This is a genomic window from Flavobacterium psychrolimnae (genome assembly GCF_003312425.1).
Lineage (GTDB): Bacteria > Bacteroidota > Bacteroidia > Flavobacteriales > Flavobacteriaceae > Flavobacterium > Flavobacterium psychrolimnae.
Map to the genome: position 1 here is coordinate 49,709 of NZ_QNUX01000010.1, position 18,822 is coordinate 68,530.

An 18,822-nucleotide genomic window follows, 5' to 3' on the forward strand; every position below is an offset into this window, starting at 1 on the left:
ATGAAAATAATTGTCCCAATGGCCGGCCGCGGATCACGCCTTCGCCCACATACATTAACTATTCCTAAACCTTTAATTCCTGTTGCAGGTAAACCAATCGTGCATCGATTGGTAGAGGATATTGCAGGTGTTTTGAATCAAGATATTGAAGAAGTAGCTTTTATCATCCATGAAACATTTGGTAAAAAAGTTGAAGAAGAACTTATTGCTATCGCACAAAAACTAGGCGCCAAAGGAACTATTTATTACCAAAACGAAGCTTTAGGAACCGGTCACGCGATTATGTGTGCCAAAGATTCTTTGAGCGGACCAGCAGTTATCGCTTATGCCGATACGTTGATTCGGGCAGATTTCGATTTAGACCAAAATGCCGACAGCGTGATTTGGGTAAAACAAGTAGATGAACCCGAAGCTTTTGGTGTTGTAAAATTGAATGAAGTAAATGAAATAGTAGAATTGGTTGAGAAACCAGTCACATTTGTATCTGATCTTGCCGTGATTGGAATCTACTATTTTAAAGATGTTGCCGTGCTGAAAAACGAATTACAATTAGTATTAGACAACAACATTATCCACGGTGGCGAATACCAGATAAATGACGGTATCAAACAGATGATGGTCAAAGGAATGACTTTCGTTCCCGGTAAAGTGGATGAATGGATGGATTGCGGTAACAAAAACGTAACGGTGGAAACGAATTCCAGAATGTTAGGATTCTTGCATAATGATGGCGAACATTTAGTGGATTTTGATGTTAAATTAGAAAACTCGACAATTATTCCGCCTTGTTATATCGGTAAAAATGTAGTTCTGACTAATGCAACTGTTGGTCCAAATGTATCTTTAGGCGATGGATGTCATGTTTCAAACAGTACGATACAAAACAGTTTGGTACAAACGCATTCTCATATCAAAAATGCGAATTTAGACAATGCGATGATTGGAAATCATGCGAGTTTCGATGGGAATTTTACTAGCATAAGTATTGGAGATTATTCGGTATTGGAATAAATAAAATACAATTCCTGCATCTTTTTTAAAATGGTGCAGGATTAAATTTGAAATGAAAAAAAGCGCTTTCATAATTTTATTTATCGTTTTGCAATGCAATTCAGCTTTGCTGTGCGCACAATCGGAGCCTGAAGAAATCAAGCTTGATACAGATCAGTTTCAGGAACTTTTTTATGAATCCTTACTTCAAAAAGGGATTGAGAACTATGATAAAGCGATAGTAGCTTTGGACAAAGCCGATAAATTAAAACCCAATAATGCGACCGTTTATTATGAATTAGGAAAGAATTATTTAGCATTAAAAGAGTATAAAAGTGCTTATAATTACTTTGAAAACGCTACCAAGATTGATCCTAATAACAAGTGGTTTTGGATAGGAATGTATGATGTGAGTTATGAAACTAAAAATTTCACTCAGGGAATTAATGTTATCAATAAGTTGATTGAATTTGATCCAAAATATAAAGAAGATTTGACTTCATTGTATATGGGAACCAATCAGTATGAGAAAGCGTTGGCGCTGATTCAGGAACTCAATGAAACTATTGGAAAAACAGACAGAAGGGAATTATACAAAAGCCAAATCTTGTCCGAAGGGAAGTTTCAGAACAATGAAATTTCGAATCTGGAGGGATTGATTGTCAAAAATCCGCAAGAAGAGTCTAATTATATCAGTTTGATATTTTTGTATTCTAAAAATAATGAAGATTCAAAAGCTTTTGAAACAGTCAAAAAACTCGAAAAAGCAATCCCAAATTCGGAGTGGGCACAAGTGAGTTTATTCAAGAATTATTTAGATTCAAATGACGCACCAAAAGCGATAAAAGCAATGAATATTGTTTTGGCCAGTGCCAAAATAGATTCGAAAATTAAACACAGAATTCTGAATGAGTTTCTGATTTTCACTGATAAGAATCCGCAATATTCACCTGATTTAGAAAAAGCAGTTGGTTATTTCGAAAATGACAAAACTGTCGATGTTGCGAAAGAAATTGGAAAATTTTTTCATGCCAAAAAACAATGGGAAAAAGCCAATATGTATTATGAAAAATCGGTAAGTAATGGAGTTGGTGATGTTGTTGAAACACATTTGCTTTTGCTTCAAGCGCATACGGAGCTGAAAAAATTTGATATAGTAGCCAAGAAAGCTTTGGAGCTGGTAGAGACTTTTCCAACGCAGCCTCAGTTTTATTATTATGCTGGTTTGGCTAATAATCAGCTGCAGCAATTTAAAAAAGCAAAGGATTTTTTAGAAATGGGCATGGATTATGTAGTGGAGAATAAGGAATTGGAAATAAATTTCAATATCCAACTTGGAGAAGCGTATAATGGTTTGGGAGATTTCAAGAAAAAAGACTTGTTTTTTGCTAAAGCCAATCAATTATTAAAAGAAAAAAAATGATCAAAAAAATTTCAATACTAGTACTACTTACTGTTTTTATGGTTTCGTGCAAATCCAAAGCTATTGCTATTGCAGCCGGTAATGAACCAGTTGCGACAGCAGAACAAATGTCGGCCAAAAAAATAATAGAAAATCATTACAACAATAAAAATGAGTTTTCTACATTATATATTAAGTCAAGCGCCCGTTATGCCGATGATAAACAAACGCAAAATGTTACCGCTGAAATCAAGATCAAGAAAGACGAACAGATTTTGGTAAGCATTCGTTTTCTGGGAATTACAATGGCAAAAGCATTAATCACTCCTAAAACAGTGAGCTATTACGAAAAGATAAACGGGAAATATTTTGAAGGTGATTTTAGTAGTTTAAGCCAATGGTTGGGAACGGATTTGGATTACAATAAAATTCAAAATATGTTATTAGGACAAGCCATCGATGATTTGACTAAAGGGAAATATTTGGAAACGTTATTGGAACAAACGTATCGATTGGATGATACATCGAATAAAAATACGAAAAAATCATTCTTTTTGGATTCCGATAAATTTTTAGTTCAAAAACAAGAAATCACGCAAACTGCCGAAGAGCGAATGATCAAAGTGGCTTACGCTGACAACAAAGTATATAATGAGGCGATTTTGCCTACGAGCGTTTTAATCAATACGTTTCAGAAGAAAGGAAACACCGAAATCAATCTGGAATACAACTCAGTAACTTTCAATGAAGAACTTTCTTTTCCTTATAGTGTTCCAAATGGGTACAAAAGAATTATAATTAAGTAAATTAGCAAAAATATTTTTTCGATATGCCAAAATTTCTCCTAAGCCTAATTTTTATCTGTATGACTTCATTACTGTGGAGTCAGGAATCACAACAAGAAAAATTAGAAGAACGTAAAGCTCAAATTCAAAAAGAAATTAGAGAAAATGAAAAGTTATTACAATCTGTAAAGAAAAAAGAAAAATCTGCTGTCAACGTAGTAATCATTCAAAGCACTAAAATAAAGCTTAAAGAAAAATTAATAAACACGACTGAAAAGCAAACCAAATTGCTGAGTAATGACATGTATATTAATCAAGTTCAGATTAATAAATTGAAAAAAGAATTGACAGAACTTAAGGAGGATTATGCCGAAATGATTGTGAAATCATATAAAAGCCGTTCAGCGGAAAGTAGAGCGATGTTTTTATTATCATCTGAAAACTTTTTACAGGCATACAAAAGAGCACAGTATATGAAGCAGTATACCAGCTACAGAAAAATGCAGGGTGAAGAAATAAAAACGAAATCCAATAAGCTTACTGATTTCAATCAAAAACTGAATACACAAAAAACAGCAAAACAAAAGCTGATTGCTGAAAACGAAAAAGAACGCTTATCACTCGAAAAAGAGAAAAAGGAGCAATTGAAGTTAGTAAACGTTATCCAAAAAGACAAAAAGAAGATAGCCCAAGAAATCAAGAAAAAACAGCAGGAATACAGAACGATTGACAGACAAATCAATAAATTGATTCGGGAGGCAATTGCTGCAGCCAATAGAAAAGCGGCTTTAGAAAAAGCGAAAGCTAATCCAAGTGCGCCTGTTTCAAGAGCTGCGGTTTCTTCATCTAAAATTGAGTTGACGCCTGAATCAAAAATTATTGCAGATAATTTTAGAGCCAACAGAGGAAGATTGCCTTATCCTGTTGAAAAAGGGTATGTGTCACTAGGATATGGAAACCAAACGCATCCTTTATTCAATACCATAACTGTTCACAATAGTGGTGTGGAAATCACCACTGATAAAGGCGCAAGTGCCAGAGCTGTTTTTGGCGGAGAAGTAACCAGTGTTATCGTATTGTCACCCGTGAACAAAGCGGTAATGATACAGCATGGAGATTACTTCACAGTGTATCAAAATTTAAGTTCTGTAAGCGTAAGCAAAGGTGATAAAGTAAGTATCAAGCAAAGTTTGGGGAAAGTAAGAACCAATGGGGAAACAGGAAAGACAATCATTAAATTCCTAATCCTCCAGAATACGACTTATAACAATCCTGAGGGTTGGTTGTCTCCGCGATAACAACGGTTACATTATAAAAAAAAAGCACTATTATATTCCTTGGAATATGATAGTGCTTTTTTTATGGCTGTAATCTATAGTTAAGAAACCGTTTAGAACTAAAATCATCGAAGGTTTCATAAAAACCTTTTCATCTGTTGTATCGCTAATTAATAGTTCGTGTCATTGATTTTATTGGATAAAAAATCAAAATTAGAAGCTGTTTAAAGTGCTATTCGGATTTAGTGAAAGAAGATTTTATCGATTTCATCATCCCTTCAGTAGACCAAGTTCCCGAAACAATAATACGCCTAATGGTATATAATGGATCTACAGGATCTCTTTTGGTAGACAAGATATAAGCCATTTCGTAACCACTTTTCTTAATTTCAGGAATTGCAGCCGTATTCCATAAACCAAACGGATAAGCAAAATCCTTTACCGGTTTCCCTATTATTTCTTCCAATTTTGCTTTTGGTTTTACCAATTGTGTATTCCAGTCGTCTCCAGCATATTTTGTAACCATGTGATGATCCCAAGTATGCGCGCCTACCACATGCCCGTCGTCAGATAAGTTTTTGATTTGCTCCTTGCTCATATATCCAGGACGGTTAATAGAAACAGTCATGATGAAAAACACGCCTTTGAAACCGTATTTTTTCATCTCGGCAGCGCCAATGCTGAATTGTTCTTCCCGCGTATCATCAAAGGTAATCATTACTGGATTTGAAGGCAACGGTACATCATATACGAGATAGTCGTTCAATTGATTGGGTAAAATACTATGATAACCGGCATCAGATAAGGCTTTCATTTGCTGTGCAAAGTTTGCTGGTGAAACCGTGTATGTTTTTGTCATTTCACCATCACCCGCTTTCAATTCTTTAATATTATGATAACATAAAATGGGAACTTCTTTTTTCGAAAGAATGGTTGCGGCATCAGCAGCTACTTTTTTTGGTGCTACAACCTTCGCGGGTGAAACAACAAGTGGAACTTCCGGAACTATTTTACGTGGTTCAGACTGACAGCTTACCATTAAAAATAGTCCAACGAAAACGGAATAAAAAATATTTTTCATGAATTCAATGGTAAATTATTGGTACTGAATGTAAATAGGTTTTGGAGTAAATTTCACTAATTCTTCCGGGCTGTACATTTTCCAGTCGTTTTTATTATCATTTTTATAGAACAATTTAAAACCGGCAAACTGTACAGGTTCTCTATATATATAACTTACATAAGAATCTTTTTTTAATACTTTACTTCCAAAACCATCCATATCCATTACGATTTGAACTTCGGGAACGGTTTTGATTTCTTTATAATTTTTTACCATTCCTTGCGTAAAACGGTGTATTACTAACACTTTTGGAGTCAGTTTGTTTTTGCGCACAATATTTACTAATATGTCAATCGCGTCGTTAATATCCGATGCCGTAAAATGCCCAATTTTAGAACCTGGACGCTCTCCGTTTTTCATCGAAAATTCAGGGTCAATTCCAAGATGTACATTTGGCATAGAAAGATATTTTTCTAATTCCGCCACTTCAGCTTTCACCGTACTGTGACCTACTTGAATGTCTAAAAACACTAATGCATTGATGGGTTTTGCCCAACTGATAACTGTGTCAATTTGTTTAAAAGGCATTCGCAAGCGGTGCATATTATTTTTTCCCGGAGCACCTTGAGCTGTAACAGCAATGTAATGCAAAGCAGGAATTGCTTTTACAGTAGAATCAGCTGCCTGCCATTTAGCTACTTCGCCTTGAAGTTTTGCTAACATTTCTTTTCTAGGAATTTCACCCAATATTCCCATTCGTGTCGAATATAAATTTCCGTAAAACGCAATAATTCGATTGTATGGCAATAACGCTCCCGGCAAAGGATAAGGCGCTTTTACAGGCCATCTTCCGGTCGTGTCATTGTTGCTTAAAGCAATCATTCTTTTATTAAAATCAACAGTGTCAATTGTCAGAGTTGGCGTTTTTTCTTTCGTGTCCGTTTTTACAGTATCTGATTTTTCTGTAGCGGTTACACCATCTGCCGCTTTTCCTTTTTCACAGGAAATGCTCATAAGCAGTAATGGAAGTGCAAGTAATGCAATAGCTGATTTTTTCATATATTAATTCTAATTTTTTTAATGTAAAGATAAAGTATTTTAGAAGCGAGAAATCATTTATAATTGTGTTTCAACGCCTATTTATTACATAATTTACGGGTTCTAGTATCAAATTTCTTCTAATTTAATACTTAAACGAAATCTATTTCAGTTAATTGTCAGTTCGTCGTTATAATTTAGAAAAGAGTTTGCTTTGATGACAATTTCAGAATAGCTTTTGGAAATAAAAAGAAAAGGCTAACTTTATAAACGTTTTTACTCATTCAAATACTCAAACAATTGTTCAAAAATCACCTTACTTTTCTTCTTTTTTTATTTTGCACGACTATTGTTTTTAGCCAAGTAAAAAAAGACACGATAGCTCTTTCAGAAGTCACGTTGAAAGGTTCTCCAATCAAAAATGCACTTCAAAATGTTGCGGCATCCGTTTCAGTGATTACATCCGCTGACATTAATAAAAGTGACGGAATTATTTTGACTCCGATTCTAAATAAAATTCCCGGTGTGACAATGCAACAAGGTGCTTTGAACACCAACAGGATTACGATTCGTGGTATTGGTGCCCGATCTCAATACGGAACCAATAAGATTAAAGCCTATTTTGATCGGATTCCATTAACTTCTGGTGAAGGCGAAACTACGATTGATGATATTGATTTGGCTTCAATCGAAAAAATAGAAATCATAAAAGGACCAAATTCCACTAGTTTTGGATCCGGTTTGGGTGGTGTGATTCAGCTGTTTTCGAGAGAAACTCCTTTGTTGGAATCATTTGGAAAATCAACAGTTACTTTTGGGAGTTTTGGCTTGTTACAAAGCCGAATTTCCGCAGGTTACAGTGATTCCAAAACGAATGTATTCACAAGTTATACGGATTTACAAAGCGATGGATTTAGAGCCAATAGTTCCTATAAAAGAAAATCATTTAACCTGCACGGCAAACAAAAAATTAGTTCCAACGGAAGCTTGTCATTTTTAGGAACCTTCACCCGATTGAAAGCTTTTATTCCGAGTTCTATCAATGAGACTGATTTAAAAAATAATCCGGAGAAAGCAGCCGCTACTTGGGCTGCGGCACAAGGTTTTGAGTCGTATGATAAATTCATGCTCGGATTAGGGTACGACCATCAATTTTCTGAAAAATGGTCCATGCAAACTAGTGTTTTTTCTAATTTTAAAGACGCTTATGAGCCCAGACCTTTTGATATTTTGGATGAAAAAACAAGTACTGCAGGTTTTCGTTCCAATGTGAATTATAAAGACCGATTGTTTTCTTTGCCGTTTGAACTGAGTTTGGGAACCGAATTATTAACGGAAAAGTATGCGTATTCGCTTTTTGAAAATTTATACCAATCGCAACCGGGGCATGGGAGTATAAAAGGCGACGAGTTCAGCGCTATCAAACAAAATCGAAATTATACCAACTACTTTTTACAAATGGAACTTTGGATTTCTGAAAAGCTGCATCTGGAAACTGGAGTGGCATTAAACACAACCAAATATTCGTTAGAAGATGTTTTTGAAAATAATTCCGGCAGTCAAAAAATGCCTTTTACTTTTGGAAATGTTTGGTCGCCAAGAGTTGGTTTGTCCTATAAAGTAAGCAATGGGAAAAATATATTTACGTCCGTCAGCAAAGGATTTTCGGTTCCATCAGTTGCAGAAACATTAACTCCCGAAGGTCAAATAAATACCAATTTGAAACCAGAAATAGGTTGGAATTATGAATTGGGTTTTAAAGGAAATTGGCTTAAAAATAAAGTATACACGGAAGTAACGTTTTATACCACACAAATTGAAAATTTATTAGTGGCACGACGCACCGCCAATGACCAATTTGTAGGGATTAATGCAGGCAGTAGTTCACATTCGGGTTTTGAATTCTTGGTTAATTACAAACTGTTGGAACTAACCCAATTTCAAATTACACCCTATTTTTCAGGAGCGGTGAATAACTTTAAATTCAAAGAATTCTTGGATGGTGACGCGGGTTATTCGGGAAACCAACTTACGGGCGTTCCCGAAAAGCAATTTAATTTTGGAGTGGATTTAAACACCAAAAACGGATTTAGTGTAAACACGTCTTTCCGAACGATGGGTAAAATTCCGTTAAATGATTCCAATACAAAATACAGTGAGCGGTATTCGTTGCTCGATATTAAAACGACGTATGTTTTTACGATTCTTAAAATCCTAAAAACAGAGCTGAATGCCGGAGTCAATAACGCATTGGATACCAAATATGCGGCTAATATTTTGCCTAACGCAGTTGGTTTTGGAAATGCTGCTCCACGTTATTTTTATCCAGGAAATCCCATCAATTATTACGGTGGTTTTTCAGTAGCGTATGTTTTTTAGATAGAAATCCTAAGTCTGCATTTTATTTTTTGATGGCAGCAACTTCTTTCTCGGTTACAACTTTCGTTTGTTTATTGCTCCAAGAAGTCATAATGTAATTCATCACATCAGCCACTTCCTGATCCGTAAGTCCCATTGCCGGCATGCTGCTATTGTACTTTGTTTTATTGACAACAATTTCGCCACTTTGTCCAAATTTTACGGCAGTAATACTTTCATTTCTCTTGGTTTTCAACCAGTCAGAACCGTCAAGAGGAGGGAAGTTCTTAGTGTCTCCTTTGCCATTTGCGCCATGACATTGCATGCAAAAATCAGCATAAATTTCTTTTCCGGGTGACTGAAGTTTTGAAATAACAGCGGTTTCGGTATTCAAGTCAATATAGTTGTCTGCGGAAAATGGGTTTTCGAAAGAGAAGCTTCCCAATACAAACACACCAAATCCCCAAAATAATTTCGTTGTCAACATAATTTAATTCGGTATAATTTTGAGTATTCCTTTTCCTTCAACGCCCATATAAATATAGCCATCCGGACCTTGCACCACATTACGCACACGACCAATATCGGTTGCAATTTTTTGTCTGCCTATAACTTCATTGCCTTTCAATTTTAGCAATTCAAGATATTGGAATTTTAAAGAACCAACCAACAAATGTCCTTTCCAGTCTGGATATTTATCACCGGTTACAAAAGTCATTCCGCTTGGCGCGATAGACGGCAACCAATAATAAATAGGTTTTTCAATGCCAGGTTTTTCGTTTTTTTTACTAATTGTTGTGCCGTCATAATCGATACCATAAGTAACAACTGGCCATCCGTAATTTGCTCCTTTTTTGATAATATTAATTTCATCTCCACCTTGAGGACCGTGTTCATGCGCCCAAATGGCTCCTGTTACTGGATTTTTGGCCATTCCTTGCGGATTGCGATTCCCGTAGGTATATATTGCTTCTTTTGCTCCGGTCTGACCTACAAAAGGATTGTCTTTAGGAATTGTTCCATCATCATTTAATCGGTATATTTTTCCGCCATCGCGTTTAATATCTTGCGGATTTACAAAATGCTCACCACGTTCTCCAATAGAGAAATACAAATAGCCATCGTTGTCAAATACAATGCGGGAACCAAAATGCTGTCCTTTTGTAGTGTTCGGAGTAGCTTTATAAAGTGATTCGATTTGTGTAAGACTTCCGTCCAATAATTTTGCTCGAATGAGTTTTGTGTGGCCGCCGGTTCCTTCACCTTCATCTGAAGCAAAAGTCATATAAATCCAGCCGTTTTTAGCATAATTAGGATGTAAAACAATATCTAGCAATCCGCCTTGTCCTCGAGAATATACTTTGGGAACATTTTTTATTTCGGTTTTTATACCATTTTTCACATGATATAAAACACCACTTTTTTCGGTAACTAACATGCTGCCGTCTGGCAACCAAGTCATACCCCAAGGGATAGCAATATCGGAGGCTACGGTTTCAAGCGTATAGTTTTTTACTTCGTCTTTAAGAGCAATGTCATTGGATTTTACCTGCGCATCGCAACTGAAAGAAAGAAAGGATATAATTGAAAGTGAAACTAATGTGATTTTTTTCATGAGTTAGGTTTTTGAGTCTTTGTAAGACATAAATCTTTTTAAAGGTAGTAAAAGAGGATTTAAATATTCAATTCAGTATATAATTTTTCGTATAATTAACAAAACAATGCGATTTGAGTTCTGTTTTGATTATCAGATTTCAAGTCAAAATTTGGAATGGGGCATAAAAAAACCACCTAAAAATCTAGGTGGTTTTAATGTAATTTACTTATTTCTTAACGCTGTACTTTGTAGTTCTGGCGTCTTTAATTATCCCTTTCCAGTTTAATCCAAAACCAAAATCATACACATTTCCAGCAGCATCCTTATAGGGAATCATGTCATGAGGAACGTCTTCCAGTTGCTTTTCAACAGTTGACATATTCAAAGGCATTTGTAAAGGCAACAATCCGGAAGGTTCTGTTTTACCGGAAACAATATCCAACAATGCTTCTACTTGTACGCCAAATTCTCCCACGATGGCATCAACCTCTTTTTCAAATTCTCCAAAAACCATTGGATTAGAAATATTCACAGATACTAATACTGGCTTTCCATTCATGGCTTTTTTAGTTTCCAGAATGGTATTTAAATCTGGATATGAATTTGATTTTGATGTTTTATTCAAATACGAGCGGTTCGTAATCGTTGGGTCAATCACAGGATCTCCGGCAGCAATACTTTGCGCTCTGGCATCGACTGCGGTATAGTCTTTTAATTGTAAACTGATTGGCACATATCCATTTCCACCGGATTCTCTGTCGGCTCTGCTGTATCCGCCACTGATAGGGCTTTTGATAAATACAATCGCAAAATCCGCTTTAGCAGGATCATCCGTTACTGTGTAATATTTTTTAATTAATTCTAAATTAACCGGATATTCAATTTTTTCAGGTGATGGTTGACCAAAAAAATTGATTCCCGCTTGAGTAACTCTTTTTGGGATATAAACAGTCTTTCCTTTTGCGATTGGTAAGGTTTTATTTTGGTTTTTAATCATCACAACAGACTTTAATTGCGCGTCATATCCTGCTTTCATAAAATCAGGTTTTCCCACAATAGCTTTGGTCTCATTAGGGTCTAAATAAGAGTTTTCGAATAATCCCACTCGGAATATATTCAAAAGCAAACGAACTGCAGATTGCTCAAAACGCTTGCGCATGAATGATTCACCGTGTTCTTTTATTCCCATTTGGTAGGCTTCAAGCACTGGATTAATGTCATTATTCCCTCCAAATTGATCCACTCCAGCCATCAAAACTTTATAATGTCTTTCGGCTACACTTAATTTTTCAACACCCCAAGATTTTCCTGAAAAAACATCTGGTTTAGGTCCTTCATCTGCAGTAATTAACCAATCGGTGCAAACAACTCCATCATACCCGTATTGGTCTCTTAACAAATCTGTAATGATGTATTTACTGAATCCGTTACCCACATTTTCACCGTATTTTTTATCCTGACCATACGAAATCGTGTAATACGGCATCACTGCTGAGGCTTTTTTAGTTGCACCTTTTAATTGAAAAGCACCTTCGGTAAAGGGTTTTAAATGGGTTTCGAAATTATTTCCAGGATACACTGCAAATTTCCCGTACGCAAAATGACCATCACGACCTCCCTCTTCAGGACCGCCACTTGGCCAGTGTTTGACCATCGCATTAACGCTTTGATTTCCCCATCCTTCATAAGCTTTTATCGATTTTGGAGACGTTTGAAATCCATCTACATATGCTCTAGCCATATCTGTTGCCAGTTTTGGGTCTTCGCCAAAAGTACCCACAAAACGATTCCATCTTGGCTCTGTCGCTAAATCAATTTGTGGCGATAGTGCTGTGGTGATTCCCATAGCTCTGTATTCTTTGGCTGCAATAGCACCAAATTGTTCTGTAATAGCAGCATCAAAAGTAGCAGCTAATCCTAATTCTTCCGGCCATTGTGATATAGCGCCACCGGAACCGGCATTGTATTCGGCATCTTTATTGGCTCCATTTCTTGGATCAGAACTGTTATTGGAAGGAATTCCCATTCCAATACCTTCTACTAATGCTTGTATATTATTATTCCATGCTGCGGCCACTACTGGACTTTCAACAGAGGTCATTAGTACATGACGTAAATTATCTTTGGTTAAAAATGCAATTTGCTGATCAGACAAATCAGACGATTTTGCACCACTTTTAGAAAATGGTTTTTCATTATAGGTTCCGGTAAACATTCCTGCTTCGGCTGCAGGAATAGCCTGATGCCTGCTATATAACATTAACCCAGCCATTTGTTCTACCGTCATTTTAGAGGCAAGATCTTTGGCACGTTCCGCTACCGTTTTTCTCCAATCTTCATAAATATCTAACTTTCCATTTTTGTTGAGGTCTTTAAAAGCCAAGCCGTCTGCTTGTATGATTTTAATTCCTGATTTTGGAGAATATCCTAATATTTGTCCTCCTTGGTTTTGAACAATGTTATGGGAATCTTTGGGTGTTTCAGTCCACTTAGTTTGCGCCTTCAATGATACAGCTAGTAACAATAAAGACGGGAGGAGGAAGATTTTTGATTTCATGATGGTTTATTTATCAGTGTAATAGCATTTTATAGTTTCCAAATGTAAAAAATAAATGTGTTATTTCGACACATTGAAAAATTATTTTTTGGTTATTCCAATATGATTTAAATACCACATTAATTATTGCCTCTCATAGCTTAATTATGTTGGTGATTTGTATTTATTGTTTAACTTTGCGTCAAAATATTTAAACAAAATATTCTTTTTTTAAAATTTCGGAATCGTCTTTTGTTTTGAGTAAAATTTGGTAATCAAACAATACTTTTGAACGAATAAATATTTTGAATTCGTTTTGAAAAAATCATACATGAAACCAGTCGGTATTAATTATTTATCTTTAAATAAAAGAAAAAGTAAATGGAAAATAAAAAACCAGATAATGTTGTATACACAGTTGAAGCGGGATATAATGCCAATATTTTGCCTTACGCAACTGGAGTTGGCGCACCCGTAATTCGAGTTGATGATGTGGTTTCTTGGAAAAGTAGAGGAATTGACAATGTGAATAAAGAGCTAGGGAATAAATTTAATGAACTCAAGCTTCAATATGAAAAGTTAATGCAAGAATACGAATGGAACGAATTAGTATACAGTGCTAAATTTTCATTTGAACCCGTTATTGGCGAAATTTATCATTTGTACAGAGATGCTGCAGGCGTAAATTTTCTTTCGTTGATAGGTCCGAACGAATGGAACAAAGAACACATAGGTACTTTTAAACTCAACAGTGATAAAAAATGGATTCTCCTGAATGCAGTTGATTCGCAGCTGTACTAATCTAAAATAATCGAGATAATTTGGAGATAGAGCGTTTCTTCATATTTCTAAAAACAGAATAGTTTTCTAAAATGGCATTGAACTCATAGTGTTGTTTTCTTTGTATTTTACGTGTGATTTTTAATTTTTTTATTCAAGATTGGCAATAAATCCTAATCGTTCTTTTTTAATTGTATTTTTATCCGGGCACTAATAAAAGGAACTATGGAAGAAATTTTAAGACAACAAATTGAGAAAATTGTACCATTAACAGATGATGAATTTCGATTAGTGCTGTCTCACTTTTCGGTTGGTAATTATAAAAAACATCAATATATTGTTCAGCAGGAAAATCCTGTTCCTTATGTTCATTTTGTTGTAAAAGGATTATTGAAATCTTTTTATATAGACAAATCAGGTAAGAATCATGTCCTGCAATTCGCGATGGAAGACTGGTGGATAACGGATAACCAAGGTTTTTATAATAATCAGAATGCCACACTCAATATTGACTGCTTAGAAGACGCACAAACTTATTATATCACTCTTGAGGACAGAGAAAAATTGTGTAATGAATTACAGAAAATGGAATTCTTCTTTTTGCAAAAAATGACGGCCGGAAATATTGCGCTTCAAAACCGAATACTATCGTTGATGAGCAAAAATTCAGAAGAACGATACATTCAATTTATCCAATTATACCCTGATTTGATTCATCGCATTCCTAAAACTTTGATAGCATCCTATCTTGGTATCTCAAGGGAGACATTGAGCCGTTTGTGGAATTAACGTGATATAGGTCACAAATTATATGTGAGGTATGTCCTTTATAATCCATGGAATATTTTAGAATTTTGTACTTGATAAAATTTTAAAACAGAAACATGGAAAATATAGCACTTGTAGTTGGAGCGACTGGAATAACGGGTAGCAATCTCGCAGAAAAACTTATTGACAGAGGCTGGATTACTTATGGTTTAGCCAGAAACCCACGCAAAGACATAGAAAACCTTCAGCCAGTTGCTGCAGATCTTTTGGATTTGGAGAATTTAAAAACAGCTTTAAAAGACATTTCTCCCACTCACATTTACATTACAACTTGGATGCGTCAAGATACTGAAGCCGAAAACATTCGGGTAAATAGCTTGATGATTAGAAATCTTCTCGAGGCATTATCTCCTAAAAAATCAGTGCAACACGTTGCACTTGTTACAGGATTGAAACATTATCTTGGACCGTTTGAGGCTTACGCCAAAGAAGGATTTCTGACCGAAACACCACTTAGGGAAGAGCAACCCCGTCTTGATTTGGAGAACTTTTATTATGCTCAAGAAGATGAAGTTTATGCGGCTGCAGCGCGAGATGGTTTTACATGGAGCATCCATCGTCCGCATACGGTTATTGGAAAAGCGGTAGGTAATTTAATGAATCTTGGTACTACGCTCGCTGTATTCGCCAGCATTTGTAAAGAAACTGGAAAGCCATTTCAGTGGCCGGGTTCAGCAGCACAATGGAATGGACTTTCTGATGTTACGGATGCCAGAGTTTTGGCAGAACATTTGATTTGGGCTGCCACTACTGCAGCGGCTCGTAACGAAGCATTCAACGTGGTCAATGGAGATTTTTTTCGTTGGAAATGGCTTTGGAAAAAAATAGCGGAATCGTTCGGGATTGAGGCAATAGGTTTTGATGGTACTATTCATACTCTTGAAGAACAAATGAAAAATGAAGCTCCGGTTTGGACAAAAATTGCTACGAAATATGATCTTGAAGAGTCTGATTTAAACAAGCTGGCTTCTCCTTGGCATACGGATCTTGATTTAGGACGCCCCATAGAAGTGATGACGGATATGTCTAAAAGTCGTAAACTTGGTTTCCATGTTTTTCAAAGAACGGAAGATTCCTTTTACGATTTGTTTGAACAACTTCGCGCGGACCGATTGATTCCTTAGTCATTTAAAGGTGGTCTACAAAAAAGAGGATTCAAAACAGCACGTTTTGGATCCTCTTTTTTATTTTGTCTCTTTAAGAATGTATGAAGTTGCTTTTTCTGATTTTCTAAAGACTATGCAGTTTTCACTACCGCTTTAAAACAAAAAAGACCTTACATTGCTGTAAAGTCTTTTTAAAAAGCTCCCTCTCTTGGGCTCGAACCAAGGACCCTCTGATTAACAGTCAGATGCTCTAACCAACTGAGCTAAGAAGGAAACTGTATATTTTTATTCTGGTGTGAATGAACGTTTTTAATTGCTTTATTGTGATGTTCGTTTCAGTTGTAAAGCGGTGCAAAGATAGGCTATCATTTGGTTTGTGCAAATAAAAATCAAACTTTTTTTTATTTTTTTTACTTCCCTACAATTGCCTTGTAAATGTCATTTCCGTTAGCAAATAGTAACAGTGTTATAAGTAATACGAAACCAACCATTTGCGCATTCTCTAGGAATTTGTCACTTGGTTTTTTACCACTGATGATTTCATATAATAAAAACATAACGTGACCACCATCAAGTGCCGGAATAGGCAATAAGTTCATTACACCAAGCATTATCGATAATAATGCGGTGATGTTCCAGAAAACTTGCCAGCTCCACGTATTAGGAAAAATATCAAATATGGCCTTAAAACCACCCACTGATTTATATGCACCTGTACTTGGACTGAAAATCATTTTCAATTGTTTTCCGTATCCTACTAATTGATCTTTTCCTCTAGTAATCCCAACCGGAATAGATTCTAAGAAACCAAATTCCTGTTTGCTTACTTTGTAATAGCCTAGTTTTTCCAGTGAAGCCATGCTTAATTGTCCAATACCAATTCCTAGTTTTCCATCACTAGTAACCATAACTGGAACTTTTATTTCTTTCTCGTCTCTTAAAATAGTTGCCGCAATCGTTTTGTTTTTGTTGCTTTCCAAAACCACTTTAGCTTGGTCAAAATATTTTGTCGGTTGCCCGTTCAATGCAAGAATAATATCTTTTGGTTGCAACGCAGTGTTTTTTGATCCAGGGGTAACAGCTCCTACCACAAATGGCATTCTGATATCCAGCAACACACTTTTTTCTTGTTGTGACAATTGATCCACAAAATCGTTTGGCATTTTGATGGCTTGTTCTGTTCCATTTCTTACAATAAGCACTTCTTTTGCCATGATGACTTTCATGGTAAGATCATTGTCAAATTTGACTATTTTTTCACCATCCACAGAAACTATATGATCTCCAGTTTGGAAACCCACTTTTTGCATCGCCTTGTTTTCTACTAACAAACCGTCTTTCAAATCCTCATTAGCAATATAGGTATCGCCGTACGCAAATGCCATTCCGATATATATAATGAAAGCCAAAATAAAATTCACCGTAACCCCACCCAACATAATAATCAAACGTTGCCAAGCCGGTTTAGAACGAAATTCCCATGGTTGAGGTGGCAAAGCCATTTGTTCCTTGTCCATGCTTTCGTCAATCATCCCGGAAATTTTCACATAACCGCCCAAAGGCAACCAACCAATACCATATTCGGTTTCGCCAATTTTCTTTTTGATAAGGGAATATTTAACATCAAAAAATAAGTAGAATTTTTCAACTCTGGTTTTAAACAGTTTTGCAGGAATGAAATGTCCTAATTCGTGAAGTATAATCAGTAATGATAAGCTCAATAAAAATTGAGAAAGCTTGATAACTATGTCCATTTATTTGTCATTGCGAGGAACGAAGCAATCTAATCCTCTTATTAATTTAATTTTATAACTCACAAAAGTAAGGTTTTCTATTTGTTTATTTTACAATAATTGTTCCATACCATTTTAAAAGTTTGTTAATTAATCTAAATTGAATTCTAAGTTTGAGTTGTGAATCTTAACTTTACTTTTTTGAAATGAGTATTTCTTGTTTCTTTCACTTTTAAAATAAAGATATGTCTTCAAAATTATTTTCTCATCTCACAATAAAAAGCATCACGCTAAAAAATAGAATTGCCATTTCACCAATGTGCCAATATTCGGCCCAAGATGGGTTTGCCAATGACTGGCACCTCGTACATCTTGGAAGTCGCGCCAGTGGTGGTGCGGGATTAATCATTCAGGAAGCTACTTCAGTTTCTCCCGAAGGCCGAATTTCACCAGAGGATTTAGGACTTTGGAAAGACGAGCAAATCGAAAAAATGCAGCAGATTAATCAATTTATTATCAGTCAGAAATCGGTTCCCGGAATCCAATTGGCTCATGCCGGAAGAAAAGCAAGTGCCGCATCACCCTGGAACGGAGGCCGAAAAATAGACAAAACAAAAGGCGGTTGGGATACCGTGGCGCCAAGTGCGATTGCGTATCATCATACTGAAAACGCTCCTGTTGCATTAGATGAAGCGGGAATTCAAAAAGTAGTTTCCGACTTTAAATCAGCCACAAAAAGAGCCGTTCAAGCCGGTTTTCAGGTAATGGAAATTCATGCGGCGCACGGGTATTTGTTGCATCAGTTTCTTTCGCCATTATCCAATTTTAGAACAGATGCTTATGGAGGAAGTTTTGAAAACCGAATCCGTTTAACACTCGAAGTCGTGGACGCAGTTCAATCAGAATGGCCGGAAAACTTGCCTTTATTCGTTAGAATTTCGGCTACAGACTGGGCAGAAGGCGGATGGAATGCTGAAGAATCTGTACAGCTTTCTAAAATACTAAAAGAAAAAGGTGTGGATATAATAGATGTTTCTTCGGGAGGATTAGTGTCACATCAACAAATTCCGTTGGGCCCAAATTACCAAGTTCCTTTTGCGGAAAGCATAAAAAATGAAACCGGAATTTTGACTGGCGCCGTAGGTTTAATTACTGATGCCGCTCAAGCCGAGGAAATAATTACTTCAGGAAAAGCGGATTTAGTGTTATTTGCCAGAGAATCCCTTAGAAATCCGAATTTAGGGTTGACATTTGCCCATGATTTAAATGCGGATATCGAATGGCCAAAACAATACGAAAGAGCTAAAAAGTAAGTTTTTGATTTTGAAA

Annotated in this window: 15 protein-coding genes and 1 tRNA gene; 9 read left to right on the forward strand and 7 right to left on the reverse strand. The window is 36.0% G+C overall.

What is annotated here, in order from left to right; translation table 11 throughout:
• From DR980_RS11255 to DR980_RS11270, 4 genes are read left to right on the forward strand one after another with little or no spacing between them, the layout of a single operon-like run.
• Entirely contained in the window at window positions 1-1,011 is a 1,011-nt protein-coding gene (locus tag DR980_RS11255) for a sugar phosphate nucleotidyltransferase (protein WP_113636191.1), read from the forward strand.
• Between the two features lie 52 nt (window positions 1,012-1,063).
• Window positions 1,064-2,413, forward strand: coding sequence for a tetratricopeptide repeat protein (locus tag DR980_RS11260; protein ID WP_113636193.1), 1,350 nt, complete (start codon window positions 1,064-1,066; stop codon window positions 2,411-2,413).
• Window positions 2,410-3,198, forward strand: a complete 789-nt coding sequence (locus DR980_RS11265) for a DUF4292 domain-containing protein (RefSeq protein ID WP_113636195.1) — start codon at window positions 2,410-2,412, stop codon at window positions 3,196-3,198. Before DR980_RS11260 ends, DR980_RS11265 begins: the two co-directional genes overlap by 4 nt.
• A 59-nt stretch (window positions 3,199-3,257) precedes the next feature.
• Complete coding sequence (locus DR980_RS11270) at window positions 3,258-4,475, forward strand: murein hydrolase activator EnvC family protein (RefSeq protein ID WP_244199296.1); 1,218 nt, start codon at window positions 3,258-3,260, stop codon at window positions 4,473-4,475.
• A 211-nt stretch (window positions 4,476-4,686) separates the two neighbouring features.
• Here DR980_RS11270 and DR980_RS11275 read toward each other — a convergent pair whose 3' ends face one another.
• Together DR980_RS11275 and DR980_RS11280 are read right to left on the reverse strand one after the other, a co-directional pair.
• On the reverse strand, window positions 4,687-5,535 hold the full coding sequence (locus tag DR980_RS11275) for a polysaccharide deacetylase family protein (protein WP_113636199.1): 849 nt from the start codon (window positions 5,533-5,535) through the stop codon (window positions 4,687-4,689).
• Window positions 5,536-5,550: 15 nt separating this feature from the next.
• Complete coding sequence (locus DR980_RS11280) at window positions 5,551-6,576, reverse strand: hypothetical protein (protein ID WP_113636201.1); 1,026 nt, start codon at window positions 6,574-6,576, stop codon at window positions 5,551-5,553.
• Between the two features lie 279 nt (window positions 6,577-6,855).
• Between DR980_RS11280 and DR980_RS11285 the strand changes: the two genes are divergently transcribed.
• On the forward strand, window positions 6,856-8,934 hold the full coding sequence (locus DR980_RS11285) for a TonB-dependent receptor family protein (protein ID WP_113636203.1): 2,079 nt from the start codon (window positions 6,856-6,858) through the stop codon (window positions 8,932-8,934).
• 22 nt (window positions 8,935-8,956) lie between these two features.
• Here DR980_RS11285 and DR980_RS11290 read toward each other — a convergent pair whose 3' ends face one another.
• The 3 genes from DR980_RS11290 to DR980_RS11300 form a co-directional block, all read right to left on the reverse strand.
• The gene (locus DR980_RS11290; RefSeq protein WP_113636205.1) at window positions 8,957-9,400 is read right to left on the reverse strand and encodes a c-type cytochrome; all 444 of its coding nucleotides are present in this window, start codon (window positions 9,398-9,400) and stop codon (window positions 8,957-8,959) included.
• Between the two features lie 3 nt (window positions 9,401-9,403).
• Window positions 9,404-10,528 (reverse strand): PQQ-dependent sugar dehydrogenase, encoded by a 1,125-nt coding sequence (locus DR980_RS11295; protein ID WP_113636208.1) that lies wholly within the window; start codon window positions 10,526-10,528, stop codon window positions 9,404-9,406.
• 208 nt (window positions 10,529-10,736) lie between these two features.
• On the reverse strand, window positions 10,737-13,067 hold the full coding sequence (locus tag DR980_RS11300) for a glycoside hydrolase family 3 protein (RefSeq protein ID WP_113636210.1): 2,331 nt from the start codon (window positions 13,065-13,067) through the stop codon (window positions 10,737-10,739).
• A gap of 360 nt (window positions 13,068-13,427) precedes the next feature.
• Here DR980_RS11300 and DR980_RS11305 point away from each other — a divergent pair, with 360 nt between their 5' ends.
• The 3 genes from DR980_RS11305 to DR980_RS11315 all read left to right on the forward strand — a co-directional run bounded on the left by DR980_RS11305 (window position 13,428) and on the right by DR980_RS11315 (window position 15,778).
• Window positions 13,428-13,847 carry a DUF2452 domain-containing protein gene (locus tag DR980_RS11305; RefSeq protein ID WP_113636212.1) on the forward strand — a complete coding sequence of 140 codons (420 nt, stop codon included), beginning with the start codon at window positions 13,428-13,430 and terminating at the stop codon, window positions 13,845-13,847.
• Window positions 13,848-14,051: 204 nt separating this feature from the next.
• Window positions 14,052-14,615: a Crp/Fnr family transcriptional regulator gene (locus DR980_RS11310; RefSeq protein WP_113636214.1), complete on the forward strand. Its 564-nt coding sequence runs from the start codon at window positions 14,052-14,054 to the stop codon at window positions 14,613-14,615.
• A 95-nt stretch (window positions 14,616-14,710) separates the two neighbouring features.
• Window positions 14,711-15,778, forward strand: a complete 1,068-nt coding sequence (locus DR980_RS11315; RefSeq protein ID WP_113636216.1) for an SDR family oxidoreductase — start codon at window positions 14,711-14,713, stop codon at window positions 15,776-15,778.
• A gap of 181 nt (window positions 15,779-15,959) precedes the next feature.
• Here DR980_RS11315 and DR980_RS11320 read toward each other — a convergent pair.
• A tRNA-Asn gene (locus tag DR980_RS11320) sits at window positions 15,960-16,033 on the reverse strand.
• Window positions 16,034-16,170: 137 nt separating this feature from the next.
• Window positions 16,171-17,514, reverse strand: coding sequence for an RIP metalloprotease RseP (gene rseP, locus DR980_RS11325; protein ID WP_113636218.1), 1,344 nt, complete (start codon window positions 17,512-17,514; stop codon window positions 16,171-16,173).
• 224 nt (window positions 17,515-17,738) lie between these two features.
• Between rseP and DR980_RS11330 the strand changes: the two genes are divergently transcribed.
• Entirely contained in the window at window positions 17,739-18,806 is a 1,068-nt protein-coding gene (locus DR980_RS11330; RefSeq protein ID WP_113636220.1) for an NADH:flavin oxidoreductase/NADH oxidase, read from the forward strand.
• Window positions 18,807-18,822: the final 16 nt, after the last annotated feature.